This is a genomic window from Gammaproteobacteria bacterium, from assembly GCA_035279405.1.
In the GTDB taxonomy this organism is placed as follows: Bacteria; Pseudomonadota; Gammaproteobacteria; order Natronospirales; family REEB76; genus REEB76.
The window spans coordinates 191840-217339 of sequence record DATEHU010000017.1; the positions used below are offsets into that span (position 1 = coordinate 191840).

31 protein-coding genes, 1 tRNA gene and 1 other RNA gene are annotated in these 25500 nt (G+C 63.3%); 18 read left to right on the forward strand and 15 right to left on the reverse strand.

Translation table 11 applies throughout. The features are described 5' to 3' along the window. Nucleotides 1-12: 12 nt before the first annotated feature. Entirely contained in the window at nucleotides 13-1362 is a 1350-nt protein-coding gene (locus tag VJR90_02120) for a YhjD/YihY/BrkB family envelope integrity protein (protein ID HKV96272.1), read from the reverse strand. Nucleotides 1363-1421: 59 nt separating this feature from the next. Beyond that, entirely contained in the window at nucleotides 1422-2420 is a 999-nt protein-coding gene (locus tag VJR90_02125) for a serine/threonine protein kinase (GenBank protein HKV96273.1), read from the reverse strand. Nucleotides 2421-2494: 74 nt separating this feature from the next. Here VJR90_02125 and VJR90_02130 point away from each other — a divergent pair, with 74 nt between their 5' ends. Next, entirely contained in the window at nucleotides 2495-3301 is an 807-nt protein-coding gene (locus VJR90_02130; protein ID HKV96274.1) for a cobalamin-binding protein, read from the forward strand. 123 nt (nucleotides 3302-3424) lie between these two features. Next, nucleotides 3425-4048: a hypothetical protein gene (locus tag VJR90_02135; GenBank protein ID HKV96275.1), complete on the forward strand. Its 624-nt coding sequence runs from the start codon at nucleotides 3425-3427 to the stop codon at nucleotides 4046-4048. A 24-nt stretch (nucleotides 4049-4072) separates the two neighbouring features. Here the strand turns inward: VJR90_02135 and VJR90_02140 are convergent, their stop codons facing one another. Both VJR90_02140 and VJR90_02145 read right to left on the reverse strand, forming a co-directional pair. Continuing rightward, nucleotides 4073-4846 (reverse strand): hypothetical protein, encoded by a 774-nt coding sequence (locus tag VJR90_02140; protein ID HKV96276.1) that lies wholly within the window; start codon nucleotides 4844-4846, stop codon nucleotides 4073-4075. Continuing rightward, entirely contained in the window at nucleotides 4843-5727 is an 885-nt protein-coding gene (locus tag VJR90_02145) for a phosphoribosylaminoimidazolesuccinocarboxamide synthase (protein ID HKV96277.1), read from the reverse strand. Before VJR90_02145 ends, VJR90_02140 begins: the two co-directional genes overlap by 4 nt. A gap of 123 nt (nucleotides 5728-5850) precedes the next feature. Between VJR90_02145 and djlA the strand changes: the two genes are divergently transcribed. Both djlA and VJR90_02155 read left to right on the forward strand, forming a co-directional pair. Further along, a complete protein-coding gene (gene djlA, locus VJR90_02150; protein ID HKV96278.1) occupies nucleotides 5851-6639 on the forward strand; it encodes a co-chaperone DjlA in 789 nt (262 codons plus the stop codon). A 77-nt stretch (nucleotides 6640-6716) separates the two neighbouring features. Continuing rightward, the gene (locus VJR90_02155) at nucleotides 6717-7451 is read left to right on the forward strand and encodes a class I SAM-dependent methyltransferase (GenBank protein HKV96279.1); all 735 of its coding nucleotides are present in this window, start codon (nucleotides 6717-6719) and stop codon (nucleotides 7449-7451) included. On the opposite strand, the gene VJR90_02160 is transcribed toward VJR90_02155, so the two are convergent. Further along, nucleotides 7442-7924, reverse strand: a complete 483-nt coding sequence (locus tag VJR90_02160; GenBank protein ID HKV96280.1) for a CopD family protein — start codon at nucleotides 7922-7924, stop codon at nucleotides 7442-7444. The genes VJR90_02155 and VJR90_02160 overlap by 10 nt on opposite strands. A gap of 103 nt (nucleotides 7925-8027) precedes the next feature. Between VJR90_02160 and rpe the strand changes: the two genes are divergently transcribed. From rpe to VJR90_02195, 7 genes are all read left to right on the forward strand, one after another. Then, complete coding sequence (gene rpe, locus VJR90_02165) at nucleotides 8028-8702, forward strand: ribulose-phosphate 3-epimerase (GenBank protein HKV96281.1); 675 nt, start codon at nucleotides 8028-8030, stop codon at nucleotides 8700-8702. Next, entirely contained in the window at nucleotides 8702-9406 is a 705-nt protein-coding gene (locus tag VJR90_02170; protein ID HKV96282.1) for a phosphoglycolate phosphatase, read from the forward strand. The genes rpe and VJR90_02170 overlap by 1 nt, the downstream gene beginning before the upstream one ends. A gap of 154 nt (nucleotides 9407-9560) precedes the next feature. Then, entirely contained in the window at nucleotides 9561-11030 is a 1470-nt protein-coding gene (gene trpE, locus VJR90_02175; GenBank protein ID HKV96283.1) for an anthranilate synthase component I, read from the forward strand. Between the two features lie 796 nt (nucleotides 11031-11826). Then, entirely contained in the window at nucleotides 11827-12429 is a 603-nt protein-coding gene (locus VJR90_02180; protein ID HKV96284.1) for an aminodeoxychorismate/anthranilate synthase component II, read from the forward strand. A gap of 38 nt (nucleotides 12430-12467) precedes the next feature. Beyond that, the gene (gene trpD / locus VJR90_02185; GenBank protein ID HKV96285.1) at nucleotides 12468-13481 is read left to right on the forward strand and encodes an anthranilate phosphoribosyltransferase; all 1014 of its coding nucleotides are present in this window, start codon (nucleotides 12468-12470) and stop codon (nucleotides 13479-13481) included. After that, nucleotides 13474-14280 (forward strand): indole-3-glycerol phosphate synthase TrpC, encoded by an 807-nt coding sequence (gene trpC / locus VJR90_02190; protein HKV96286.1) that lies wholly within the window; start codon nucleotides 13474-13476, stop codon nucleotides 14278-14280. Before trpD ends, trpC begins: the two co-directional genes overlap by 8 nt. A gap of 65 nt (nucleotides 14281-14345) precedes the next feature. Continuing rightward, nucleotides 14346-14621, forward strand: coding sequence for a hypothetical protein (locus tag VJR90_02195; GenBank protein HKV96287.1), 276 nt, complete (start codon nucleotides 14346-14348; stop codon nucleotides 14619-14621). A gap of 697 nt (nucleotides 14622-15318) precedes the next feature. Here VJR90_02195 and coq7 read toward each other — a convergent pair. After that, nucleotides 15319-15969 (reverse strand): 2-polyprenyl-3-methyl-6-methoxy-1,4-benzoquinone monooxygenase, encoded by a 651-nt coding sequence (coq7, locus tag VJR90_02200; GenBank protein HKV96288.1) that lies wholly within the window; start codon nucleotides 15967-15969, stop codon nucleotides 15319-15321. 189 nt (nucleotides 15970-16158) lie between these two features. Here coq7 and VJR90_02205 point away from each other — a divergent pair, with 189 nt between their 5' ends. The 4 genes from VJR90_02205 (at nucleotide 16159) to VJR90_02220 (ending at nucleotide 17547) form a co-directional block, all read left to right on the forward strand. After that, on the forward strand, nucleotides 16159-16464 hold the full coding sequence (locus VJR90_02205; GenBank protein HKV96289.1) for a (2Fe-2S) ferredoxin domain-containing protein: 306 nt from the start codon (nucleotides 16159-16161) through the stop codon (nucleotides 16462-16464). 144 nt (nucleotides 16465-16608) lie between these two features. Beyond that, nucleotides 16609-17037, forward strand: a complete 429-nt coding sequence (gene rplM, locus VJR90_02210) for a 50S ribosomal protein L13 (GenBank protein HKV96290.1) — start codon at nucleotides 16609-16611, stop codon at nucleotides 17035-17037. 23 nt (nucleotides 17038-17060) lie between these two features. After that, a complete protein-coding gene (gene rpsI / locus VJR90_02215; protein ID HKV96291.1) occupies nucleotides 17061-17453 on the forward strand; it encodes a 30S ribosomal protein S9 in 393 nt (130 codons plus the stop codon). Between the two features lie 20 nt (nucleotides 17454-17473). Next, nucleotides 17474-17547, forward strand: a tRNA-Gln gene (locus VJR90_02220). Nucleotides 17548-17677: 130 nt separating this feature from the next. Here VJR90_02220 and VJR90_02225 read toward each other — a convergent pair. The 9 genes from VJR90_02225 to VJR90_02265 all read right to left on the reverse strand — a co-directional run bounded on the left by VJR90_02225 (nucleotide 17678) and on the right by VJR90_02265 (nucleotide 21353). Beyond that, the gene (locus VJR90_02225; protein ID HKV96292.1) at nucleotides 17678-18097 is read right to left on the reverse strand and encodes a type II toxin-antitoxin system VapC family toxin; all 420 of its coding nucleotides are present in this window, start codon (nucleotides 18095-18097) and stop codon (nucleotides 17678-17680) included. Further along, on the reverse strand, nucleotides 18084-18317 hold the full coding sequence (locus tag VJR90_02230) for a DNA-binding protein (protein ID HKV96293.1): 234 nt from the start codon (nucleotides 18315-18317) through the stop codon (nucleotides 18084-18086). Before VJR90_02230 ends, VJR90_02225 begins: the two co-directional genes overlap by 14 nt. A 64-nt stretch (nucleotides 18318-18381) precedes the next feature. Further along, nucleotides 18382-19041, reverse strand: coding sequence for a ribose-5-phosphate isomerase RpiA (rpiA, locus tag VJR90_02235; GenBank protein HKV96294.1), 660 nt, complete (start codon nucleotides 19039-19041; stop codon nucleotides 18382-18384). A gap of 77 nt (nucleotides 19042-19118) precedes the next feature. Beyond that, nucleotides 19119-19310 carry a hypothetical protein gene (locus VJR90_02240; protein HKV96295.1) on the reverse strand — a complete coding sequence of 64 codons (192 nt, stop codon included), beginning with the start codon at nucleotides 19308-19310 and terminating at the stop codon, nucleotides 19119-19121. Between the two features lie 185 nt (nucleotides 19311-19495). After that, entirely contained in the window at nucleotides 19496-19963 is a 468-nt protein-coding gene (locus VJR90_02245) for an EVE domain-containing protein (protein HKV96296.1), read from the reverse strand. Continuing rightward, nucleotides 19960-20577, reverse strand: a complete 618-nt coding sequence (locus VJR90_02250) for a 5-formyltetrahydrofolate cyclo-ligase (GenBank protein ID HKV96297.1) — start codon at nucleotides 20575-20577, stop codon at nucleotides 19960-19962. Before VJR90_02250 ends, VJR90_02245 begins: the two co-directional genes overlap by 4 nt. Before the next feature lie 3 nt (nucleotides 20578-20580). Beyond that, nucleotides 20581-20764, reverse strand: a non-coding RNA gene (ssrS, locus tag VJR90_02255) — 6S RNA. A gap of 50 nt (nucleotides 20765-20814) precedes the next feature. Next, nucleotides 20815-21123, reverse strand: coding sequence for a cell division protein ZapA (locus tag VJR90_02260; protein HKV96298.1), 309 nt, complete (start codon nucleotides 21121-21123; stop codon nucleotides 20815-20817). Further along, nucleotides 21120-21353, reverse strand: a complete 234-nt coding sequence (locus VJR90_02265) for a TIGR02449 family protein (GenBank protein ID HKV96299.1) — start codon at nucleotides 21351-21353, stop codon at nucleotides 21120-21122. Before VJR90_02265 ends, VJR90_02260 begins: the two co-directional genes overlap by 4 nt. A gap of 153 nt (nucleotides 21354-21506) precedes the next feature. On the opposite strand from VJR90_02265, the gene VJR90_02270 reads away from it, so the two are divergent. The 3 genes from VJR90_02270 (at nucleotide 21507) to VJR90_02280 (ending at nucleotide 25438) form a co-directional block, all read left to right on the forward strand. Next, nucleotides 21507-22817, forward strand: coding sequence for an aminopeptidase P N-terminal domain-containing protein (locus tag VJR90_02270; GenBank protein HKV96300.1), 1311 nt, complete (start codon nucleotides 21507-21509; stop codon nucleotides 22815-22817). Nucleotides 22818-23030: 213 nt separating this feature from the next. Then, the gene (ubiH, locus tag VJR90_02275; GenBank protein HKV96301.1) at nucleotides 23031-24233 is read left to right on the forward strand and encodes a 2-octaprenyl-6-methoxyphenyl hydroxylase; all 1203 of its coding nucleotides are present in this window, start codon (nucleotides 23031-23033) and stop codon (nucleotides 24231-24233) included. After that, a complete protein-coding gene (locus VJR90_02280; protein ID HKV96302.1) occupies nucleotides 24230-25438 on the forward strand; it encodes a UbiH/UbiF/VisC/COQ6 family ubiquinone biosynthesis hydroxylase in 1209 nt (402 codons plus the stop codon). Before ubiH ends, VJR90_02280 begins: the two co-directional genes overlap by 4 nt. The last annotated feature ends 62 nt before the right edge of the window (nucleotides 25439-25500 follow it).

The following is a 25500-nucleotide window of genomic DNA, read 5'->3' on the forward strand; positions in this document are numbered from 1 at the left end:
GCCGCTGCCCGCTCACGCGCGGCGCACGTCCGCGATGTCGATTACGGCCTGCTGCTCCACCAGTTCGCGCAGCGTGGTTTGGCCGAGTGCGGATTCAATCGCGTGGTCCAGGCGGTTGACCACGGTGTCCACGGCCGGCACGCCCTTGAGATAGGAATCCACGTCTTCGGCGCCCGTGGGATTGAGCCGCATGACGTTGACAATATCCTGCAGCGTGATGGTACCCATGTCACGCGCCGGCACGTAGCGGCGGATGCGGCCGGAGATCAGCATCAGCAGCCCGTTTTCACGCAGGCGCCCCAGCACGTCCAGCACCGATTCGGTGGGCACGCGCAGCCGCCGCGCGAGTTCCTCGCGCGACCACGGCGGTCGGCTGTCGTGGTAGCTGCGGCCGACGAGATACATGATGTGCAACGCCAGGCGCTCGAGCGTGCGGCCGCCGACGTCTTCCCGGCCGCGGCGGCGCACCAGTTCCGGGTTCTGCACGTAGAACGCCACCTGCGCGCCCACGAACAGGATCAGCCAGCACAGGTAAATCCACGCCATGAACATCACCAGGATGGCGAAGCCGGAATAAATCAGCGTCAAACGCGTGGACGTAACGGTGAGGGCGGTAAATGCCCAGCCGGTGAATTCCCACAGGATGCCGGCGAATATGCCGCCGTAGAGCGCGGCACGGAATTGCACGTGGGTGTGGGGCACGAATGCGTAAATGAACGTGAACGCCGCGATCACCATCAGGTAGGGCACCACCTTGGTGGCGAGCAGCAGCAGATGGCCGGAGACGCCGAACGCCATGATCTGCTGCATGACGGTATGGCTGCTGACCGTGGCGGTGATGGCGAACGCCGCGACCACCAGCAGCGGGCCGATCAGGATCACGCCCAGATAATGGCTGAAACGCTCGCCCAGAGTGCGCACTTCGCGCACCTGCCACACGTGGTTCAGGCCGGTTTCGACTTTCTGCACCAACGCCACCACCGCGTACAGCAGCACCAGCAGGCCGATGGTACCGAGCACGCCGGCGCGCACGTGATCCACGAAGTTGAGGATGCGCCCGGACAGCACTTCGCCCTTTTCCCCGAGCGGCGCCAGAAAATCGAACAGCAGCGGCTCGAGGTTGTCCTGCACGCCCAGGCCCTTGAGCACCGCGAACACGAATGCCAGCAGCGGCACGATCGCCAGCAGCGAGGTGTACACCAGGCTCATGGCGCGCAGCGTGATTTCGCCGCCGGCGAAATCCTGCACCAGCACCTGCAGCATGCGCAGCCAGAAGACCAGCAGGCGTTTGTGCACCGGCATGGTGTGCAGATCGCCGTGCCAGATAAAGCGGTCAAACGTGCGGGCGATGCCCTTCAGCATGCGCGGTTCCCGGTTTCCGGAGTGCTTAATTCTAGCTGCATTCGGCCCGCCACCACGGCTTACCGCTCCAGGTTGAGCGGGGCTTCATCGAGCAACGCCAGCTGCTCGCGCAGGCTCTGGATGTGCTCTTCCCAGTAGCGCGGCGCATTGAACCAGGGGAAGGCGCGCGGGAAGGCCGGATCGCTCCAGCGGCGCGCGATCCAGGCGGCGTAGTGCAACATGCGCAATGCACGCAATGCCTCCATCAGCCAGAGTTCCGCGGAATTGAAGTCGACAAACTGCTGATAGCCGTCCAGTACGTGACCGAGTTGTTGCTGCATGTCGGCGCGCGAGCCGGCGAGCAGCATCCACAAATCCTGCACCGCCGGACCCGTGGCGCAGTCGTCCAGGTCAACGAAGTGCGGGCCGGCATCGGTCCACAGCAGGTTGCCGGGATGACAGTCGCCGTGCAGCCGGATGTGCCGGAATTCTCCCGCACGCTCGAAGTTACGCGCCACGCCGGCCAGCAACAGATCAGTCACTTCTCGGTAACGCGGCACAAGTTCCGGCGGCAGGAAGCCGCTGTGCAGGATGAATTCCCGCGGTCTACGGCCCAGGGTTTCAATGTCGATTTTCGGACGGTTTTGAAACCGTCCCGCTGCGCCGACTGCATGGATGCGCCCGATGAAGCGACCCAGCCATTCAAGCTGATCGGGCCGTTCCAGATCAGGCGCGCGGCCGCCCTGGCGCGGGAACAATGCAAAGCGGTAACCGGCATGGTGCAGGAGCGTCGCGCCTTGCGCATCCGCGAGCGGCGCAACCACGGGGATTTCTGCGTCAGTCAGTTCCCGGCTGAAGGCGTGCTCTTCCAGAATGGCTGCGTCGGACCAGCGGCCGGGACGGTAGAACTTGGCGATCAGCGGCGCACTGTCCTCGATGCCCACCTGATACACGCGGTTCTCGTAGCTGTTGAGCGCGAGCAATCGTCCGTCGCTCAGCCGGCCGGCGGACTCGACCGCGGCGAGAATGGTATCCGGCGTCAGGTTTTCGTAAGGCGTGGCAGAAGTCACATCGTTCATGTGTGCAGTCTAACTGATGGGCAGACGCGCCACACTTCGGTATGCTGGATACGGCATCCTAAGCGCTGCGAGCAATGATCGATTCTTATCCACAACGCATCGTCTGCCTCACTGAGGAAACCACCGAGACGCTGTACTTGCTCGGTGAGCAGCAGCGCATCGTTGGCATTTCCGGTTTTACCGTGCGTCCGCCTGAAGCGCGCAAAGAGAAACCCAAGGTGTCGGCCTTCACCAGCGCCAAGATTGAAAAGATTCTGGAACTCAGGCCGGATCTGGTGTTGGGCTTCTCCGACATTCAGGCGGACATCGCCGCGGAACTGGTGCGCCGCGGCATCGAGGTGCATGTGTTCAATCAGCGCAGCGTGGCGGAAATCCTGCGCATGATCCTGATGCTCGGAGGCATGATTGGCTGTGAGGACAAGCCGGGGACGTTGGTTGATAAATTGCAGGCCGGCTTGGATGCAATTCGTGCTGAAGCGTCGAAGTTACCGCACCATCCGCGCGTGTATTTCGAGGAGTGGGACAATCCGCAGATTTCTTGTATCGCTTGGGTGTCGGAATTGATCGGGATCGCCGGCGGCGAGGACATTTTTCCGGAACTGGCGAAGGAACCGCTGGGCAAGAATCGCATCGTCCGCGACCCCGCCGAAGTCATTCGCCGTCAGCCGGACATTATCCTCGGCTCCTGGTGCGGCAAGAAATTTCGACCTGAGCAGGTGGCGGCTCGGCCCGGATGGCAGGCGATTTCCGCAGTGCGCACCGGAGAGTTGCACGAAGTGAAGTCCTCGCTGATCCTGCAACCCGGTCCGGCGGCGCTGACCGATGGCGTGGAGGCGCTGCAGCGGGTTTTCCGCCGCTGGTCGCAGGCTCATAGCCGCTAGTCGCGCAACGTGCATCCTGCGCTGCGGCTTCTGGGAAACTCGTTGGCGCGTGCCGGGGCAGGCGAGGGCGAACGCACTTCAATTCTGGGGACACGCGTGAAGAAAATACGCTGGGGTTGAGCCATGTTCCGCAAAAAGAAAAAACCACCGCCACATGAAGTGCTGGTGCTGTTGCACCATTCCATGGTGCGCGACGTGGGCAAGTCGGTCTCGAACCTGCTCATCAACCTACTTCTGGGGTTCATCGCGTCACTGATGATGCTGCACCTGCACACGGATGCGCATGAGAGTTTCCAGAACTACATCAGCGGTGCCATCAGCCCGGATATCCTGCTGGTGCTGACGCCGGTATCCATGATCCTGATTGGCGCCGAATTCCTGTTTCTGGCGTTTGCGCCTTACGAAAAAGGCCGCGTGCCGAAGCCGTTCACCACCCTGATCCTCGGCATCAAAGATTCGATCGTGGTGGTCGCGGGCCTGTCCATGGGCATGGCCTGCGCGTCCCTGCTGCGCAATCCTTACACCGCCTGGAGCGCGTTTCTGATTTCCATGTTTTATTTCGTGATTGCGTTTTTTCTCGCGTTCCTGTGCTTTGCGCCGTTTTATGCCGATCTCAAGGGGCTGGGGAGCCGGCTGGTATTTGTCGTTGTGGGCGCGGGATTTCTGGTGTTGTCGGTCTATTACCCGTATCTCGTTGATCAGATGTCCTCGCTCGGCCAGTGGTTGTCTCCAGCCGCTTTGCCTTGAAGCACAGGCTCATGGGCAGACGCATCAATCCGCTTTGCACACCGATGACTGCCGGTAGGGCTGGTCCGAGATGAAACGCAGCCTACCGGCGTCCCAATGATAGGTTTCGGTCGCCAGCGCCGCGGTGACGTCCGGCACTTGGGCTTGTGAGCCATCCTTGAGGTATGTGAAAACGGCACGCGTGCCGGTTATCGTGAGAGTTCGCCCGTCGTCGCCGAAGCTCACGGCATAGGTCTCGGAGATGAAGCGTCTGGGTGTGCTACCGGAGGCGGGAACATTCAGGCCCTGGTTGTAGCCGTGCTCCCAGAGCGGAATGATCTTGTTGTCTTTCAAGGTCGCGATTCGCACGCCATCGTGAACGCAGTCGCCGGTTTCCCGATTCACATACACGAACATCACGCTTTGGCCGAGTTCCGCCAGCACCGGACCCGTCGATAACTTGCCGATGGCGCCGGTCGGCAGGCCGCCCACGGGCTTGCCGTCGCAGCTCACCGCAAACAAGGCGCCCGATTCCGGCGACAGCCACGCCAGGCCCATCCAGTACACTGCCGGCCGGCCGGTGCGCAGGACCGAGATCGGATGGTAAATGGCGGAATTTTTCGGGCTGTACTGCAGGGGCCTGTCCGGATGCGCGCGGTTGTACCAGGCAATCAGGGCCTGCGGTGCAGGCCGGTGACAGGCTTGCGCGGCGTACGCCGGCGCCGAGCACAAACCGCCCGCGCATAACAAGCACAGGGAGAAGGTGAGTTTGAAAATCGTGCGCATCACCGGCTTGCGTGCGACGCTGGCGTGTTTCACGCGGTCAAGCGCCGCCAGGCTTCCTGATATTTTTCCGCGGTTTTGGCGATGACTTCCACGGGCAGATGCGGGGCCGGCGCTTTTTTGTTCCAGTCGAGCGTTTCCAGGTAGTCGCGCACGTATTGCTTGTCGAAGGACGGCGGGCTGATACCGGGCCGGTAGCTGTCGACCGGCCAGAAACGCGAGGAATCCGGCGTCAACGCCTCGTCAATGAGCGTGAGCCGGTTGTCTTCATCCACGCCGAACTCGAATTTGGTGTCGGCAATGATGATGCCGCGCTGGCGCGCGTGTTCCGCCGCGTAGTTGTACAACTCGACGGCCCTGGCGCTCACCTGCTCGGCGAGCTTGCGCCCCAGTAGCATTTCAGCCTGCGCGTAGGAGATGTTTTCGTCGTGCTGGCCTTTGGGGGCCTTGGTGGCGGGCGTGAACAGCGGCTGCGGCAGTTGGTCCGCAAGTTTCAGGCCGGGAGGCAGTTCGATGCCGCACACCGCGCTGGTTTTCTGGTAGTCCTTCCAGCCCGAGCCGATGAGATAACCGCGCACCACCGCCTCGATGGGCAGGGCCGTAAGTTTGCGCACCAGCATGGCACGGTCCTGCAGCAGCGCCAGTTCCTCGCCCTTCTTGATGAGGTCGCTCAGATCGAGATGCGCGAGGTGGTTGGGTATGATGTGGCGCGTGCGCTCGAACCAGAACGTCGAGATGCCGGTGAGTACCGCGCCCTTGCCGGGGATGGGATCGGGCAGCACCACGTCGAAGGCCGAGAGGCGATCGCTGGTGACAATCAACAGGTGCTCGGGACCAGCGTCGTAGATGTCGCGCACCTTGCCGCGGTGAATCAGCGGCAGGCTCTGCAAACGGGTCTCGAATACCACGGCCGGCATGCGTTGGCATCCTTACAGGTCGGGCGAGCAACAGGCCGGCTATCTTCCGCGAGCACGGCGTGACTGTCCAGTCGCACACGGCGCTGCGGTTAGAATAGTCGGCCTTCAAAACGCGGGATCGTGATGGGTTGGTGGGGCGCAATCATCGGTGCGGCGCTGGGCTGGGTCGTGGGCGGTCCGTGGGGGGCGTTTATCGGCGCTGCCGTCGGACTGTTGCTGGCCAGCCGCAGCGTGCGCGTGCACGTGGTGGGCGGGAATCCGGCGCACGCGCAACAGGTGTTTTTCCGCGCCACTTTCCAGGTCATGGGACACATCGCCAAGGCCGACGGACGCGTGTCGGAGAACGAAATCCGCGCGGCGCGCGCGGTCATGGCGCAGATGAACCTTTCCGCCGAGCAGCAGCGTGCGGCCATGGAATTTTTCGGGCAGGGCAAGCAGCCGGAGTTTCCGCTGGACGCCGTGGTCAGCGAATTTCGCCAGGTCTGCGGCGGGTACCCGGGGCTGGTGAGCATGTTCCTGCAGATTCAGATTGCAGCCGCGCTCGCGGATGGCGGCATGCACCCCGCGGACCAGGCGGTGTTCAACCGCATTTGCGCGCTGCTCGGCATTCCGCCCATCGTGCTGCGCCAATACGAGGATTTCGCGCGTGCGCGCCCGCATTTTGGCGGCGGCGAAGCACCTGCGCGCGAGCGCAGCGATCATCTGGCGGCCGCCTACCAGACGCTCGGCGTCAGCGCGACGGCCAGTGATGACGAGGTCAAGCGTGCGTACCGCCGGCTGATGAAGGAGAATCATCCCGACCGGCTGGTGGCCAAGGGCCTGCCGCCGGAGATGATGGCGCTGGCCCAGGAGAAGGCCAAGCAGATCAATCTGGCGTACGAAGCGATCAAGATGACGCGCAGCATGAAATAAGCGCGGTTCTTGCCGGACTCGCGCACAGATGGAGATTGGGGAACAGGGACATGTCAGACAAGATGCAATACCCACGCATGACGCATGCCAAGCGCACAGCGGACTTTGTTCCGGAGTCGCAGTTCGGCTTCTGGTTTCTGGGCACCCACACCTGGGAATACGAGGTCGTGCGCGATTCGCTTGCACGGCTGGCGGCGTTGATTGCCAGGCCGCGCAAACGTTATCCGGTGGTGCTGGATGCAGGCTGCGGCCAGGGCATGGCATTCAGCCTGTTGCAGGAGCACTTCAGGCCGCGGCGCCTGATCGGTCTGGACATGGATGCCGCGGTTTTGGCGCGTGCCCGCCGGTTAAGCGAGACGCGCGGCTTGCGGGTGGCGTTACTCAAAGGCGATTGTGCCGCGCTGCCTTTGCCGGATGCCTGCGTGGATTTGGTGTTCTGCCACCAGACTTTTCATCATCTGGTGCACCAGGAGCGCGTACTCAGGGAATTTCACCGCGTACTCAAGCCGCGCGGAGTGCTGCTGTTTGCCGAATCCACGATTGAGTACATCGATACCTGGGTCATCCGCTTGCTGTTCCGGCACCCGGCAGCCTCGCAGCGCAGCGCGGCGGAATTTCTGGCGATGATCCGTTACGCCGGGTTTGCGTTTGACGAGCGCACCTTGGAATTTCCGTACCTGTGGTGGAGCCGCACCACATTCAAGGGCTTGTTGGAAATTCTGCATTTGCGGCCCACGCCGCCGCGCGGTGCGCGCAAGGAGACGCTGGTTTACCTGGCGGCCACCAAGCTCGCGACTGGAAATCAGTCGTAGAGCGCGAACGCGCCCGAGGCGGCCACGAAGATCACGATCAGCCCCAGCACCAGATTGATGAGGATGATCGCGCGGATCTGGTTCATGGCGTGGCGCGCTTCAGATTCATCGTTGACCGCAACGCCGTGGCGCAGCCGCGGGTAAGGGACGAAAAATACCTGCGCAAACAGCAGCATCATGGCAATGCCGAGTGCCAGCATGATGTTCACGAACAACGGGGCCTGCCGGAAGCCGCCGAAGGCGTTGAAGATCATGAAAAACCCCGTGACCAGCAGCACCGCGATGCTCGCCCAGACCCAGGGGAAAAAGCGCCGGAACACCGCCACCCACAGGTGCGCGCGTGCGAGCACGCTGTGTTCGGTGAGCGCCGGGCGCAGCGCCAGGTAGGCAAAAAACATGCCGCCCACCCACACCACGGCGGCCAGCACGTGGAGGGCGACGGCGACGGCGTTGCTGATTCCGCTCAGATCCATGAACGTTGCTCCCGGTTACGCTTGCAGTACGGCTGTTCCGTGGGCCGCACGATAGGGTAAAGTGTAACGCCTGCCGCCACAAAAAAGACCCGCGTAAGCCCGCATGGCAAAATATCTGATTGCGCCCTCGATTTTGTCCGCGGACTTTGCGCGCCTGGGCGAAGAGGTGGACGCCGTGCTCAAGGCCGGCGCCGACCTGATCCATTTCGACGTGATGGACAACCACTATGTGCCGAACCTGACCATCGGCCCCATGGTGTGCGCGGCGTTGCGCAAGCACAGCCCCAAGCTGCCGATTGACGTGCACCTGATGGTCAAGCCGGTGGACCGCATCATTCCGGATTTTGCCGAAGCCGGCGCGAGCTACATCACCTTCCATCCGGAAGCCAGCGAACACGTGGACCGCAGCCTGCAACTCATCCGCGATCACGGCTGCAAGGCGGGCCTGGTATTCAATCCCGCGACGCCGCTGGATTATCTGCATTACGTCATGGACAAGCTCGACATGGTGCTCGTAATGTCGGTGAATCCGGGTTTTGCCGGCCAGTCCTTCATTGCTTCCGCCCTGGACAAGCTGCGCGACGCGCGCCGGCTCATTGATCAGAGCGGCCGCGCGATCCGCCTCGAGATTGACGGTGGCGTGAAGGTGGACAACATCCGTGAAATTGCCACAGCCGGCGCCGACACCTTCGTGGCGGGTTCCGCCATATTCGGCACCAAGGACTACGCGGCCGTCATCAAAAAAATGCGCGCTGAGCTGGCGCTCACCGGGAATTGATGGCCGCAATCCGGCTGGTGACTTTTGACCTCGACGGTACGCTGGTGGACAGCGTACCCGATCTCGCCGTCGCCATTGACCTGGTGTGCCGGGATCTCGCGCTGCGCCTGCCCGGAGCGGTTGTGGTGCGTCAGTGGGTAGGCGACGGCGTGCGCCGGCTGGTCAAGCGTGCGCTCACCGGCGGCACGGATGACGAACCCGACGCACAATTGTTCCAACGCGGCATGGCGTTGTTCCACCGCTATTACCGCACTCACCTGAGCGATCATACGCACCTCTATCCGGGGGTGCGCGCTGTGCTGGACGAACTGCACACCTCCGGCTTGCACCTCGCCTGCGTGACCAACAAGTCGGGCGAATTCACTGCGCCCTTGCTGCAGGCGCTGGACTTGCAGCGTTATTTCGGCGCCGTGGTGTCCGGCGATACGCTCGCCGTGCGCAAGCCGGATCCCGCACCGCTGCTGCATGCCGCGCGCACGCTCGGCGTCGCGCCGGCCGCGGCCTGCATGGTCGGGGATTCGGCGAACGATGTGCGCGCGGCGCGCGCCGCGGGTTTCCTGCCGCTGGCGGTCAGCTACGGTTATGGCAATGCCGCGGAAGTCGCGGCCATGGTCCCCGCGACGATATTCGGCTCGCTGGCGGAGTTGCCCTGCTGGCTTGCGGCACAGGATGGTGCGCTTGCAGGACGGGCCGCAAGCCGTTAATCTCTGCGCCGGTTCTCAGCGAAGCCTTGCCACATGTCATTCACGGTCAACCTGAACGGAGCCGAAACAGCCCGCACCTGGCGATGGTGAGGCAGACGTTTTTGCGTTTCCAGGCAAATCGTCGTTTCGGACTGGCTTTCAGGGTGACCGTTTCATGGATCAGCAGCAGTTTGATGCCCTGCGGGGCGCCGGCTTCAATCGCATCCCCGTAACCCGCGAAATCCTCGCGGATCTCGACACGCCCTTGAGTACCTACCTCAAGTTCGCGGACGCGCCGTATTCCTTTCTGCTCGAATCGGTACAGGGTGGCGAGACCTGGGGGCGTTACTCGATCATCGGCCTGCCGTCGCGGGTGCGCGTCACCTACGGCGCGGGCGAGCTGCACGTGCACAGCCCGGAGCTCAATCAGCACCGGCGGTGCGCCGATCCGCTTGCCGAGATCGAGGCGCTGCGCCAGCAGGCGCATGTGCCGGCCGTGCCGGGATTGCCGCGCTTCGCCGGCGGGCTGGTGGGATACCTGGCGTTCGACACCGTGCGCTCGCTTGAGCCTCGGCTCGGCAATGGTGCCAAGCCCGATGCGCTCGGCTGTCCCGACATCTTCCTGTTGCAGGCCGATGAGTTCGTGGTGTTCGACAATCTGCGCGGTACGCTCACGCTCGTCACCCACGCCGACGCCGGCGATCCTGATGGACTGGCCTACGCCGAGCAGCGGCTCGCGGATTTTGCCGCGCGCCTGCGCGGGCCGCTGCGTTATCCGAGCGCGGGCGGTTTTGCCGGCAGCGCCGCCGGCGAATTCCAGCCGGGATTCGGGCGCGCGGAATTCTGCCGCGCCGTGGAGCGCGCACGCGCGTACATCCGCGATGGCGACATCTTTCAGGTGGTGTTGTCGCAGCGGCTCAGCGCGCCTTTTGCCGGGCGTGCGCTCGATGTGTACCGTGCGCTGCGCGGGCTGAATCCTTCGCCCTACATGTATTACTTCAATTTCGGCGACTTCCAGGTGGTGGGTGCGTCACCCGAGGTGCTGGTGCGCGTGGAGGACCGCGAGGTGACGGTGCGGCCCATCGCCGGCACACGCCGGCGCGGCCAGTCGCCCGCGGATGACGCGGCGCTCGCGGAAGAACTGCTGGCCGATCCCAAGGAGCGCGCCGAGCACGTAATGCTGCTGGATCTGGGGCGCAATGATCTCGGCCGCGTGGCCGAAACCGGCAGCGTCCGGATCACCGAGCAGATGGCGATCGAGCGCTATTCGCACGTCATGCACATCGTCTCCGAAGCCAAGGGCCGGTTGCGCGCCGGCCTTGGTCCGCTGGACGCGCTGCGCGCGGCATTTCCCGCCGGCACCGTGAGCGGCGCGCCGAAAGTGCGGGCGTTGGAGATCATCGATGAACTGGAGCCGGTGAAGCGCGGCATCTATTCCGGTGCGGTGGGTTATCTCGGCTGGAACGGCAACCTCGACATGGCCATCGCCATCCGTACCGCCGTGGTCAAGGATGGCTATCTGCACGTGCAGGCCGGTGCCGGCATCGTGCACGATTCCGTTCCCGAACGTGAATGGCAGGAAACCCTGAGCAAGGGCCAGGCGCTGATGCGGGCTGTGGCGATGACGAATGGAGGCGCGCTGTGAGCGCACGGTGTGCTTTTGAGCGGGGATGCCGCAGACGCCGTCATTGCGGCCCTTTGGCAAGCTCAGGACAGACCGGGCTTCGGCCGAGCCGGAATCCCGTTCGCGCGCAAACTGCGTCACGATTCCCCGTCATTCCGGCGAAAGCCGGAATCCAGATCCAGATGACTGGGCGGCCGTTGGCCGCCAACCCATCAAGAGAGCGGGAGTCCGTCCCGCAGCCGGGTGACTTTCTTTGGACGTGCAAAGAAAGCCACCAAAGAAACACGCCCCGGGGATTCCGCGCCTGGCTGAAACCGAATGGTGGACCATTCGGTTTCAGCCGCGTCCCCTCGTTTCTCGCCCGGCTCGGGGCGGCGCAGACGGTACATCCTTGTACCGCTGCGCCGGTTCGTCTTCCTGACTTCACCCTGCCCTGTGGGCGGGCCCTTTCCTCGCCGGGCTGCGAGACTCGGCGCAATCCACGGGGACCTGAAGAGCAAGAGGCGTGGATGGGATGTCTTATTCTTGCACCCGCAGTGCTCGGCACGCTCCAGCGGGTAAGGAAAAACTGGAGCGCGGCATCGAGCTCATTTGGGTCTTCGATGCCCCTTGGAGACCGCCGCAGGCGGCGGGCTCCGGGGGTGTCCTTTCTTTTCGTCCCTTTTCTTTGGACAAGCAAAGAAAAGGGACCCGGCTGCGGGATGGGTGAGCCGCGAAGCGGCGAACGCTGTGCCGCTTCGGCACGGCCGGGTAGCAACCGCTATCTTGATCAAGGCTGCGGCGTAGCCGCACAGATTCTCTTGGAGCGAGAAGCAACATGTTGCTCATGATCGACAACTACGACAGCTTCACTTACAACCTGGTGCAATATCTGGGCGAGCTGGGTGCCGAGGTGCGCGTCGAGCGCAACGATGTGCTCACGGTGGAGCAGGTGGCACGGCTCAAGCCCGAGCGTATCGTGATATCGCCGGGGCCGCGTACGCCGAGCGATGCTGGCATCTGCGTCGAATTGATTCAAAAACTGGGCGGCACGCTGCCGATTCTCGGAGTGTGCCTCGGTCATCAGGCCATCGGTCAGGCCTACGGCGGCCGGGTGGTACACGCCGCACGCATCATGCACGGCAAGACCTCGGCGATCCGCCACACCGGCAAGGGTGTGTTTCACAGCCTGCCGGACGCTTTCGAAGCCACGCGCTACCATTCGCTGGTGATCGACAAGCAGACGCTGCCTGAGTGTCTGGAAGTCACCGCCTGGACCGAGAACGAGGATGGCAGCATCGAGGAGATCATGGGTGTGCGCCACAAGACGCTGCCGGTCGAGGGCGTGCAGTTCCATCCCGAATCCATCCTGACGCAGCATGGCCATGCGTTGTTGAAGAATTTTCTGGAATGTCCCCCTCACTCCAGTCTCTCCCCCTGATAGGGGGAGAGAGGATCAAGTTCGAGAGGTCAATTCACTTGGAAATAAAGGAAGCCATCAGCCATATCGTGGACCGTGAAGATTTGAGCCGTGCCGACATGGAGGCGGTGATGCGCCAGATCATGACCGGCGGCGCCACGCCCATCCAGATCGGCGGCTTTCTCGCCGGTCTGCGCGCCAAGGGTGAAACCGTCGAGGAAATTGCCGCCGCCGCCACCGTGATGCGCGAGCTGGCCGTACCGGTGCGGGTTTCACCAGCGCACCTGGTGGACACCTGCGGCACGGGCGGCGACGGCGCGCGGCTGTTCAATGTTTCGACTGCCGCGGCCTTCGTGGTGGCGGCGGGCGGCGGGCGCGTCGCCAAACACGGTAACCGCGCGATGTCCGGCAGCTCCGGCAGTGCCGATGTGCTGGAGGCGCTCGGCGTGAAGCTCGACCTGCCGCCCGAACGCATTGCGCGCTGCATTGACGAGCTGGGCGTGGGTTTCCTGTACGCACCCACGCACCACAGCGCCACCAAGTACGCCTCCGCGCCACGCAAGGAACTTGGCACGCGCACGCTGTTCAACCTGCTCGGACCGCTCACCAATCCGGCCTTTGTGCCGCACCAGTTGCTCGGCGTGTTCGCGCCGCGCTGGGTTGAGCCGCTTGCCAAGGTGCTGCGCACCCTCGGCAGCCGCCACGTGCTCGTGGTGCATTCCGAAGACCGCTTGGACGAGATCAGCGTGGCCGCATCCACGCGCGTGGCGGAACTGCAGGATGGCCAGATCCGCAGTTACGAGATCGAGCCGCGGGACTTCGGCATGCGCCACGCGTCGCTCGACGCCTTGCGCGTGACGAGCGTGCAAGAAAGCCTGGCGCTGATTCACGAGGCACTCGCGGGCCGCGCTGGTCCGGCCTTCGACATGGTGGCGCTCAACGCCGGCGCCGCACTCTACGCGGCGGACGTGGTCGCGAGTCTGGCCGCCGGCGTGCAGCGCGCCCGTGAAGTAATGCAGAACGGCGCGGCCGCGCAGCGGCTCACAAGGCTGGTAGAAACGAGCCGTGCCTGACACCCCCGATATTCTGAAGCGCATCCTCGCAGACAAAGCGCGCGAGCTGACCGCGAAAAGCGCCGCGCGGCCGCTGCACGCGCTGCGGGCCGCGCTCAAGGACGCACCACCGCCGCGCGGGTTTCTCGCGGCGCTGCAGGCATGCGTCGCGGACGGCAAACCGGCGGTGATTGCCGAGATCAAGCGCGCTTCTCCCAGCCAGGGCCTGCTGAGAGTGGACTTCGACGTGGGCGCAATCGCGAAAAGTTACGCGGCGGCCGGCGCCGCTTGTCTTTCGGTGCTGACCGACGCGGCCTATTTCCAGGGCCGGGACGATTTCCTGGCCACAGCGCGCACGGCCTGCGCGCTGCCCGCGCTGCGCAAGGATTTCATCATGGATCCCTGGCAGGTGTACGAGTCCCGGCTGCTCGGGGCCGATGCCATCCTGCTGATCGTCGCGGTGCTGGGGGACGCCATGCTGGCTGACCTCATCGCCCTCGCCGCCGATCTCGGCATGGACGCGCTGCTGGAAGTGCACGACGCGGACGAGCTGGAACGCACACTCGCGCTCGGCGCACCGCTCATCGGCGTCAACAACCGCGATCTGCGCAGTTTCCATACCGACCTGCAAACCACGCTTGCGCTGCTGCCGCGCATTCCCGCCGATCGCTTGCTGGTCACCGAGAGTGGCATTGCCACCCGGGCCGACATTGCGCGCCTGCGCGCTCAAGGCGTGCATGCCTTTCTGGTGGGTGAAACCTTCATGCGCGCCGCTGATCCAGGGGCGAAACTCCAGGAGTTGTTTGGCGGGTCGAATTGAACAGCGGCCGGATAATTTGCGATTAAAATGACTCGGCGCAGTCCACTGGCAAAGCCGCATCCTGCATGACAACCTTCAGCATCGTATTTCTGGTCGCGGGCGTACTCGCCATTCTGTACGGGCTGCTGGTGTTGTGGAGCGCCGCCGGTCGCGGGGGCGGTATGGGGTCGGACGATTGGCTCAACTCGGAAGAGGTGACGCACAGCAAATTTCACCGCGTCGGGTACCTGAAGCACATGCTGGACCCGGCGCGCAAGAACATCAGTACTGGCCGCAGCAAGGGCCGCGGCTACGCCATGGTGGCGATCGGCATTGTGTTGATCGTGTTTGGAATTACCTAGCGAGCTGTCATTCCGGCGTGATCCGGGCCTTCGCCGGGAGGAATCCAGTTCTTGAGCGGCCTTCGGCCGCAACCATCTTTCGAAGCGGGTTCCCGCACCCGCCGGCGGGGCACTTTCGTTTCGGCGAAAGTGCCCAAAGCCATTCCCCCGGAGCGCGGGTCGCGGAAGCCACGACTGCCCTGCGCGCTTCCTTCGCTGCGGAGTCCCGCCGACAGGCCATCCCTGGCCTGACGGCGGGAGCGCGAACATCCTGTTCGTGCCCCTTCGGGCTAACCTTGCTCAGTCCAGTGCTCGGCTCGCGCTACGGGTATTAAAGACAAGACGGTGGTATGAAGCGCTTCTTGCTCTTTACAACCCCGTGGATGACGCCGAGTCTCGCAGCTCGGCAAGGATCAGGCCCGCCTGCAGGGCGGGGTGAAGTCAGGATGACGAACCGGCGAGCGGGCCACGGATGGCCCGTCTGCGCCGCCCCGAGCCGGGCGAGAAACGAGGGGACGCGGCTGAAACCGAATGGTCCACCATTCGGTTTCAGCCCAGCGCGGAATCCCCGGGGCGTGTTTCTTTGGTGACTTTCTTTGCACGCACAAAGAAAGTCACCCGGCTGCGGGACGGAATCCCGCTATCTTGATAAAGGCTGCGGCGCAGCCGCACAAAAATTCTTTGGGAGCGTTGTCAATCGGACGCCTGCCGATTGATCTCAAATCCAATACGCCGTTCTGGTCATCACTTTCGATGTCAGCCGCATGAGCGTGCGTACCGGCGCGGGCATGGGGCGGCCGCCGGCGCGACTGGCCTTGTCGCCGTGGTGGGCTTCGTCGGTTTTCATCTGTTCCAAGATGGCGCGGCTGCGCGCATCGCCGGTGGGCAGGCGCTGGAGGTGGCCGTCCAGGTGTGCGGTGACCTGGCGCTCGGTTTCCGCGATGAAGCCGAGGCTCCATTTGTCGCCGGCCAAGCCGGCAGCCGCACCGATGGCAAACGAGCCTGCATACCACATCGGATCGAGCCGGCTTGCGGCGGAGTCGAGTTCACGCAGGCGATCTTCGCACCACGCGAGGTGATCAATTTCCTCGCTGGCCGACTCCGCCATGCCGTCGCGCACCGTGTCGCTGCCCGCGGTGAGCGCCTGGCCGCGATACAGCGCCTGGGCGGCGACTTCGCCGGCGTGATTCACACGCATCAACCGGCCGGCAAGCCTTTGCTCATCCGGGCTCAGCTCGTCGGTGGCCAGCCGTGCCGCCGGATTGGGGCGTGCCGCAGCGTGGGCAACGGCGGGGAAGCTCGCGTGCAGTGCGCGATCAAACTCGGCCAGCAGCCGGTCGAGTGCCGTCAAATGGCGGGCGCTGTTCATGCGCAGATTATAGTGTGCGGGTGTGCGTCGTGCAGTGGCCGCACCGCGAGTTCCATTGTGCACTGGATGGGAATGCCAGGGCCGCGGCGTTTGAGTGCCACAGGCTGTTGCCGGTCAATACCGGCCGACGCCGGCGAATGGAGTAAACTTGGCGGCGCAATTTTCCCGCTGCACAGCGTTGTTGTTCTCATGTACTACCACCGGCACATCTTCTTCTGCACCAATCAGCGTACCGATGGCTCGCCCTGCTGCCAGAACCACGATGCGGAACGCATGCGCGCCTACGCCAAGCAGCGCGTCAAGGCGCTCGGCATCGCCGGGCCGGGCCAGGTGCGCGTCAACCGATCAGGCTGCATGGACCGTTGCAGCGAAGGTCCAATCGCGGTGGTCTATCCCGAAGCAGTCTGGTACAGCTACAACGACGAGGACGACATCGAAGAGATTGTGCAGGAACATCTGCTCAATGGACGCGTGGTCGAGCGTCTCAAGATTTAGCTAACAGGCTGATTTGCTGGCGGTTTTGTAAGCTCGCGTATCGGAGTGCACTGTGATAGCACCGTCGCCAAGTGCTTGATTCCTCAAAGGAAGTCGCGTAACATCGCGCGCCTTTCCGAGACACTTTTTCCGGAGTTCAGGTTCATGAAGACGTTTTCGGCCAAGCCCGAGACCGTGACGCGCGGCTGGTACCTGGTGGATGCCGATGGCAAGACCCTCGGCCGCCTGGCCACCGAGCTCGCGCGCCGTCTGCGCGGCAAACACAAGCCCGAGTACACCCCGCACGTGGATACCGGCGATTATCTGGTGGTGGTCAACGCCGAAAAAGTGCGGGTTACCGGGCGCAAGCTGGAAGACAAAATCTACCATTGGCATACCGGTTATATCGGCAACCTCAAGCAAACCAGCCTCGGCAAGCTGCTCAACGAGCACCCGGAACGCGTCATTGAAATGGCCGTCAAGGGCATGCTTCCCAAGAACCCGCTGGGGCGTGCGATGTTCAAGAAGCTCAAAGTGTATGCCGGCGCCGAGCACAAGCACCAGGCGCAGCAGCCCCAGAAACTCGACATCTGATTTTCTTACGCGAGAGCTAAACCATGGCAGTCAGCACCAATTACGGCACCGGCCGTCGCAAAACCTCGGCCGCACGCGTGTTTCTCAAACCCGGCAAGGGCCGCATCCTGGTCAACGGCCGGCCGCTCGACGAGTACTTCGGCCGCGTCACCTCGCGCATGATCGTGCGTCAACCGCTGCAAGCGGTGAACCAGATTGACAGTCTCGATGTGAGCGTCACCGTATCGGGCGGCGGTACCACCGGCCAAGCCGGCGCCATTCGTCACGGTTTGGCGCGCGCCTTGATTGAATACGACACCGTCAATCGCGTACCGCTGCGTAAGGCGGGTTTCGTTACGCGCGACGCACGTGCCGTGGAGCGCAAGAAAGTCGGTCTGCACAAGGCCCGCCGCGGTCCGCAGTATTCTAAGCGTTAAACTGACGTTGCCCGTTCCGTTGGGGGATCGTCTAACGGTAGGACAACGGACTCTGACTCCGTTTATCTAGGTTCGAATCCTAGTCCCCCAGCCAAAGATATAAAGCCCGCTGATAAGCGGGCTTTTTTTATCCCACAAATGACGTTCATCACTTACTTGCCAACACTCGCCTCGCATCACCCTTGGTCATGCAAACAGTGAGTATTTCGTTTGGCAGGAGCGACCTAAGCTTCGAACGGATTGAATACAGGGACGCGGGTGCCGTGGTAATGGCGGACATTCCTGGTTACTACGGTCAAATCGTGGGTAAGGGCCGTGGCTGCGATTTGCTTGTCTAATGCGTTTTCGGGATGGGGTACGCGCAACCGGCCCCATATCTGCGCACTGTCCACATCCAGTGGCAAAATATTCTCCGCGTATTCGCCCAGGGTCTTCTGTAGCCAAGTCTCCAGTTGCTGCGCTTGCTGCACATCGCCACGATGACGGATCAGATCAATGCCCCGCCGCAACTCGCCGATGGTGATAACTGACAGGTAAACCGGTGTTTGTTCTGCGTTGATACGCTCGAAAAACCGCTTTACCCCGGCATCGGCCTTGCCCTGCTTGCGAACTTCGCTGATGACATCGGTATCAATCAAGTACACGGGGGACTTCTCCGGCATCCACCCGTTCGAAGTCATGGTCAGTGCCGACGTTCGGAATGGCGGCAAGCGTCTGGGCGAAAGTTTTGCGTGCCGGGCTTAAAAGTGCCCGCTTCAAAATATCCCGATGCTCTGCCTCGGCACTGCGTTGATGGCGAGCCGCGCGCTGTTTGAGCGCCCGGACGATGTTGTCATCCAGATTGCGTACCACAAGGTTGGCCATGTCTGTCTCCGTAAGTCCGCATGATTGCAATGATAGCATACGCTTTTAGATTGGGAGACGCAGGTCACGGCATGATTTTTTCCACCCGATCCGCATACCCCACCAGTAGCACATCCGCAGGCCGGCGGGCGAAGATCCCGACCGTAACCACCCCCGCGATCTGGTTGATTTCAGCTTCCAGCGCCGGCGGGTCTAGGATCGTGAGGCCGTGTACGTCGAGGATTTGGTTGCCGTTGTCGGTGACAAAGCCCTGGCGCCAATCCGGCCGGCCGCCCAGTTTGACCAGCTCCCGCGCCACGTAGCTGCGTGCCATAGGAATGACCTCGACCGGCAGCGGGAAGCTGCCGAGCACGTCCGCAAGTTTGGAATTGTCCACAATGCAGATGAAACGTCCGCTCGCCGCCGCCACAATCTTTTCACGGGTAAGTGCGCCGCCGCCGCCCTTGATGAGCTGCAGATGCCGGTTGGCCTGGTCGGCGCCATCCACATATACCGATAGCTCTCCGGCAGCGTTCAGGTCCAGCACTGGGATACCGAGTGCCTTGAGTCGCTGGGTGGACGCCTCGGAGCTGGAAACCGCGCCGTCGAGACGGCTGCGGATGTCCCCGAGCGCCTCGATTAAATAATTGACGGTCGAGCCGGTGCCCACGCCGATGATGCGGGCGTCATCCAGCCAATTGAGAGCCTCGCGGGCAGCTCGTTTCTTGTTGTCTTCCGCGCTCATGGCGGGGATTCTGCGGGTAATTCACGCAAAAAAACAGGCCCGCCGAAGCGGGCCTGTTTAGCAAAGCCTTGAGGGCTTTACATCGCCGCGTCAGCGGCTTTCCTGCGACGGCGGCGACCGCCTTTCTTCTTTTTCTTGCCGCGGGCCTTTTTCTTGCGGCCACCGGCTTTCTTGCGACGACCACCCTTGCGGGCGGCTTTCTTCACGGCGGCCTTTTTCCTTCTCTTGGCCATCACCTTGGTCTTCTTCACTTTCGCTTTGCGTTTCATGGTCTGAGATCCTCCCGGTTAGATCACACGCACTTGAGTATATACAAGAATATGCGAATTTCCAGTTTTGCAAGCGTTATTTGCAACTTTGATGTCACAAATCACCAGCAAAACGCATTTTCGAACGTGTTGCAGGTGTGTGTGTTGTGTTTTGCGCAACAAATTTGATGCGTGCGCGGTTTTTTTCAGGTTTGCGCAGCCAATTTGAGGATGTATTGCCAGTGCTTGGCGCTCACCGGCGAGATGGACAGACGGTTGCCGCGGCGCAGGATAAGCATGTCTTTGAGTGCGACATGCCGGCGCAGTTCAGTGAGTGTGACCACGCGCATGAAGCGCTTCACCAGGGTGACATCCACGCAATACCAGAGCGGCTTCGACAGGGTACTGCGCGGGTCGAAATGATGGTCCTGCGGGTCGAAAGCACTGGCGTCCACATAACCGCTGCGGCTTACTTTCATGGTGCCCGCAATGCCCGGTGCGCTGCCACCCGAGTGGTAGAAGAATGCCAAATCGCCTTTGTTTATCTGATCACGCAGCATGTTGCGCACCTGGAAATTGCGTACCCCGTCCCAGACCGTGGCGCGGCGCGGCGCCCGCGCGAGGTCGTCAACACTGAAGCTCGAGGGTTCGGATTTCATCAGCCAGTAATTCATGGCGTGCGCACCCGGTTCGCGGCAAACAGGTAAACCTGCTGGTCGGTGACGACGCCATTGAGCGGCACGTCCCAGGGCCGGGGCTCGATATGCTCCAGGAGCTGGAATTCATAGGCCAAGCCCAGGAGCAGCGGGCGCGTGGCGCCGCTCTTGAGGAAGGCAAACGTATGGTCGTAATAGCCGCCGCCCGTACCCAGGCGCTGCCCATGGCGGTCGAACGCGACCAGCGGCGTGAGCACCAGATCGAGCTTTTCGGGTGGAATTGCACCGTTCTTGTCGTCGGTGGGCTCGGGTATGCCAATGCGGTTGGGCTGCATGCGCGTGCCGGGAGTCCAGCGGATGAATTGTAATGTGTGCGTGCGCCCCGCAACCAGGCGCGGGAGATACAGCTGCTTGCCCTCGTGGTCGGCGTGCTGCATGAACGGCGCCGGATCCATCTCGCCCTCGACCGCCATGTACGCGGCGATATGCCGCGCCGAACGGTAGTAGGCGAGATCCGCCACCCGCGTTGCGAGTTTCCGAGCCGCCGCGGTGCAGGACGCCGCATCGAGCGCACGCCGACGTGCACGCAACTCGTGGCGCAGGTCATTGCGGTTGGCGGCAGGAGGAATCAAGGGGCGTCTCCCATTGGTGCCGTTACCGGCTTTCGCCCTTGAACCAAAGGTTCAGGTGGAGCCGACCGTGATGCTTTAGGCTTTCCGCTGCAAGGCGGACCTGCACACCGACATCACTGGGCCAGTTCCGGGGGTTTGATTTAGGCTCAAAGAGTAACCCAGCCCGTATCGCACACCACAGGAGACGCCGAGACATCCAGATATTGCCACACCCGGGGCGCGCAACGAAAGAGCGCGTCAGTGCGTCAGCGTGGTGCTGTTGGCGCTCGCCAGGCGGTCGTTGAGCGCCCGCAGGCGCTCGACCAGAGCTTGCTGGGCCTGATCTGTCGCCGACTGATGCTGCAGGATTTCGTGCGACAGGTTGAGAGCCGCCATGACCGCGACCCGATCCAGCCCCACGACTTTGCCGCTCTCGCGGATTTCCTGCATTTTGCGGTTGAGCAGCGCGGCGGATTCCAGCAGCGCCTCGCGTTCCTCGTCCGGGCAGGCGACCTGGTAATCCTTGTCGAGGATGCGCACCGTGATCCGCGCCAACTCGTCGCTCACGCGCTTTCCTCCAGGGACTTGAGGCGCAGAATCATGGCCTCCACCTTGCCCCGGACCTGCTCGTTCCGGGCCAGCAGGCCCGCGCGTTCCGCGGACAGGGCCTCCAGGCGGTCGCGCAGCGAGCGACTCTCGCCGCGCAGCCGGGTGCACTGCGCCACCAGCTCTGCCACACGGCCTTCCAGCCGCTTGAGTTCCTGCTCGAGCAGTTCACGGGCGTTTTCGGTATGCATGCAATCACTATAGAGCCGCAGCCGCGGCACGGTCAACGTCGCAAAAATAAAAACTTTGGCATACGGATTGCTGATGCGCGGCCCGGGCAGGTACACATCCGTTTGCGTGTGGATTACATTAAGTCCCTGCTCCGGTAGCTATCCAAGGTCGCCATGCCACCCGAAGAATTCGTCCACCGCCGCCGCGAACTCATGCGCTGCATGGGGCCGGGGGCCATTGCCATCGTGCCGGCGGCCCACGAAAAGCTGCGCAATCGCGACACCCAGTACCCGTTTCGCCAGGACAGCGATTTTCACTATCTCACCGGCTTTCCCGAGCCGGAAGCGGTAGCGGTGCTGGTGCCGGGCCGCAAGCCGGCGGAGTACATCCTGTTCTGCCGCGAGCGCGATGTGCTCATGGAGACCTGGAATGGCCGGCGCGCCGGACCGGAAGGCGCGGTGCGCGAGTATCGGGCCGACGATGCGTTCCCCATCGGCGACATTGACGACATCCTGCCGGGCCTGATGGAGCGCTGCGAGCGGGTGTACTACACCATGGGCAATCACCCGGAATTCGACACGCGCGTCATCGGCTGGGTCAACAGTCTGCGTGCGCATGGCACAACCGGCCCGCAGGCGCCGCAGGAGTTCGTGTCGCTGGATCATCACCTGCACGATCTGCGCCTCTACAAGAGCCGCGCGGAACTCGACGCCATGCGCCAGGCGGCGGCCATCTCAGTGCGTGCGCACGAGCGCGCCATGCGCACTTGCCGTCCGGGCCTGAACGAGGCCGAGCTGGAAGCCGGATTCCTGTATGAGTTCCGCCGCGCGGGCGGAACGCCTGCCTACAATCCGATCGTCGGCGGCGGTGCCAACGGCTGCGTGTTGCACTACATCGACAACAACTGCACGCTCATGGACGGCGAGCTGGTGCTGATAGACGCCGGCTGCGAGTACCAGAGCTATGCGTCCGACGTCACGCGCACATTTCCGGTCAACGGGCGTTACACTCCCGAGCAGCGCGCGATTTGCGAATTGGTGATCGCGGCGCAGACCGCCGCCATCGGCAAGATGCGCGCCGGACGCCACTGGAACGAGCCGCATGCGGCGGCGGTGAAAGCGCTGACCGCCGGACTCGTCAGACTCGGACTGCTCAAGGGGCCGGTCGCCAAACTGATACGCGACGAGGCGTACCGGAAGTTCTACATGCACCGCACCGGCCACTGGCTGGGTCTCGATGTGCACGACGTGGGTGACTACAAGGTGGACGACAACTGGCGCGTCCTGGAGCCGGGCATGGTGATGACCGCCGAGCCCGGCATCTATATCGCCGCCCGCACCAAGGGTGTCGCGAAACGCTGGTGGAACATCGGCGTGCGCATCGAGGACGATGTGCTGGTGACGCGCGGCGCGCCGGAGGTGCTGAGCGGCGCGCTCATCAAGCAGCCGGACGATGTCGAAGCCTTCATGCGGCCGGCCGCCTGAATACCGCGTGCGGTGTGAGGAATCAGGAGTGAGGAGTCCAGGATCGTGAGTTCCCGCGCTGTAAAACGCCGCCGCACCGCTGGTGGCAAAGAGCCACACGCAAAGCGGCAGGCGGCCCGCCATAAAGGCAGGCGCCGGACTTCCACGCGGACCAAGGTCCCGAAACCTGCGATAAGTGAGCTGGCGAAATCCGTTCCAGCATTCGATTTCGACGTGCTGATTGCCGGCGGCGGGCTCGTGGGCGCGAGCCTGGCCGCGGCACTCGCACCCTTGCCGCTGAAAGTGGGTGTCGTGGAAGCGGTGCCGTTCGGCGCTCCCGGCCAGTCGAGTTACGACGAGCGCGTGACCGCCCTGTCCGTGGGCAGCCAGCGCATCTTCGCGCGCATCGGCGTGTGGCCCGCGCTGGCCGCGGAAGCCGAGTCCATTCGCGAGGTGCACGTATCGGAGCGCGGGCGATTCGGCAAAACCCGCCTGAACGCGCAGGAATTGGGCACCGAGGCGCTGGGCTACGTCGTACCCAACCGCGCAATCGGCGCGGCGCTCAGCGCCTGTCTAAGCCGTCAGGCAAACCTGCAGATGCTGGCCCCGGCCAGGGTAACCGGAGTCACGATGCGGCCGGACCGTGTCGTGGCCACGGTCGCAGGCGGTGCCGAACGGCAGGTGAGCAGCCGGCTGCTGGTGGCGGCTGACGGCGCGCAATCCGAAATCCGCACACAGCTCGGCATTACGGCGCGCGTCTGGGATTACGGTCAGAGCGCACTGGTGTGCAATCTCAGCGTCGGGCGTCCGCAGGCCGGGTGCGCTTGTGAACGCTTCACCGATCAGGGCACGCTCGCGCTGCTGCCCATGGGCGCGGAACGCTATGCGTTCATCTGGACAGCGGAACGCGCGCGGGTCGAGAAATTGTTGGCGCTGCCCGATGCGGAATTCCTGCAAGCGGCCGAGGCGCTTTTCAATGGGCGCATGGGCGGATTTTCCAGGCTCGGCAAACGCCAGAGCTATCCTCTGAAACTGGTGCGCGCGGCGGCACAGGTGCGCGGCCGCGCGCTGGTGCTCGGCAATGCCGCGCACAGTCTCAGTCCGATTGCGGCGCAGGGATTCAATTTGTCGTTGCGCGACGTGGCGGCCCTGGTGGACGTGCTCGGCGGTGCCGCAAAACAGGGTGCCGACATCGGCGCTGCGTCGCTGCTCGCCGCGTACGTCAAAAGCCGGCGCCGCGATCAAACCGGTACGGCCGTATTCACGGATTTGCTGACGCGCACCTTCTCCAATCCCCTGCAGTCCGTTGCGTTCGCCCGTAATGCCGGCCTCATGGGACTGGAATTGCTGCCTTTTCTGCGGCGGCAATTTCTGCGCCGCGGTGCCGGCCTGGCCGGCATGCGCGCGCGCATCACGCGTGAAACCGGACCGGCATGAAACAGGAATTTGATGTCATCATCGTGGGCGCCGGTGTCGTAGGTGCGACGCTCGCGGCCGCGCTCTGCGACAGCGGCCTGCGCATCGCGATTCTGGATGCGCGCGAGCCGCCGCGCTTTGATGCGCAGGGCGAGTGGGATCTGCGTGTGTTTGCGCTCTCGCCGGGTTCGCAGCAGCTGCTCGACGCGGTCGGGGCCTGGAAGTCAATTCCGGCCAGCCGCGTGTGCGCTTACACGGCAATGCAGGTGTGGGATGCAACCGGTCGCGGGCAAATCAAGTTTGATTGTGCCGAAGTGGGGGAAGAGGCGCTGGGCTACATAGTCGAAAACCGGCTGCTCCAGCATGCGTTGTGGCAGCGGTTGGAACAGGCAGGTAACCTCACGGCCATTCATCCCGCCAAGCCTGAAGCCGTGCATTTCGATTCGCAGCATGTTGCGCTGAGCTTGGAAGGCGGCGAGCGGTTGCACGCGCGCCTTCTGGTGGCGGCGGACGGCGCCGAATCGGCGGTGCGCAAGTTGGCCGGCATCGAAACCAAGGGTGCGAGTTATCGGCAGCAGGCCGTGGTCGCGCACCTGTCGACGCAAAAACCGCATTGCAACACGGCGCGGCAACGCTTCCTGCCGGGCGGGCCGCTGGCGCTGCTGCCGCTGGCCGACGGGCGGGTTTCACTCGTGTGGTCGCTGGATGACGCACGCGCCGGGGAAGTCCGCGCACTCAACGATGCACAATTTTGCGCGGCAATCACCGAGGCCAGCGAACACGTGTTGGGCGATATCACCGGCACCACAAAACGGACGGCATTCCCCCTGCAAAGACTGCGCGCGCGCACGTATGTGCGCCCACGCCTGGCGCTGATCGGCGACGCCGCGCATGCGGTACATCCGCTGGCCGGTCAGGGCATGAATCTGGGATTACTGGATGCCGCCGCGCTGAGCGCGGTAATCCACGCGGCCGTGGCGTGCGAGCGTGATATCGGTGATCTGGCGGTGCTGCGCCGCTATGAACGTGCGCGCAAAGGCGACAACCTCGCCATGATTGTGGCTCTGGACGGATTTAAACGCCTTTTCGGCAACGATATTCGACCCGTAGCACTGCTACGCAACGCAGGATTGAACGCTGTGGACCGATTTACGCCGCTCAAGAGCGCATTTATGCGCCGTGCCATGGGTTTGAACGCCAAATTTCGACCGCTGACGCGCATGTAGGAGAGTTCGGACCAGGGGAGCGGTGGTATTGCGGGAGTGACGATCCCCGTCGCGAGTCCGGT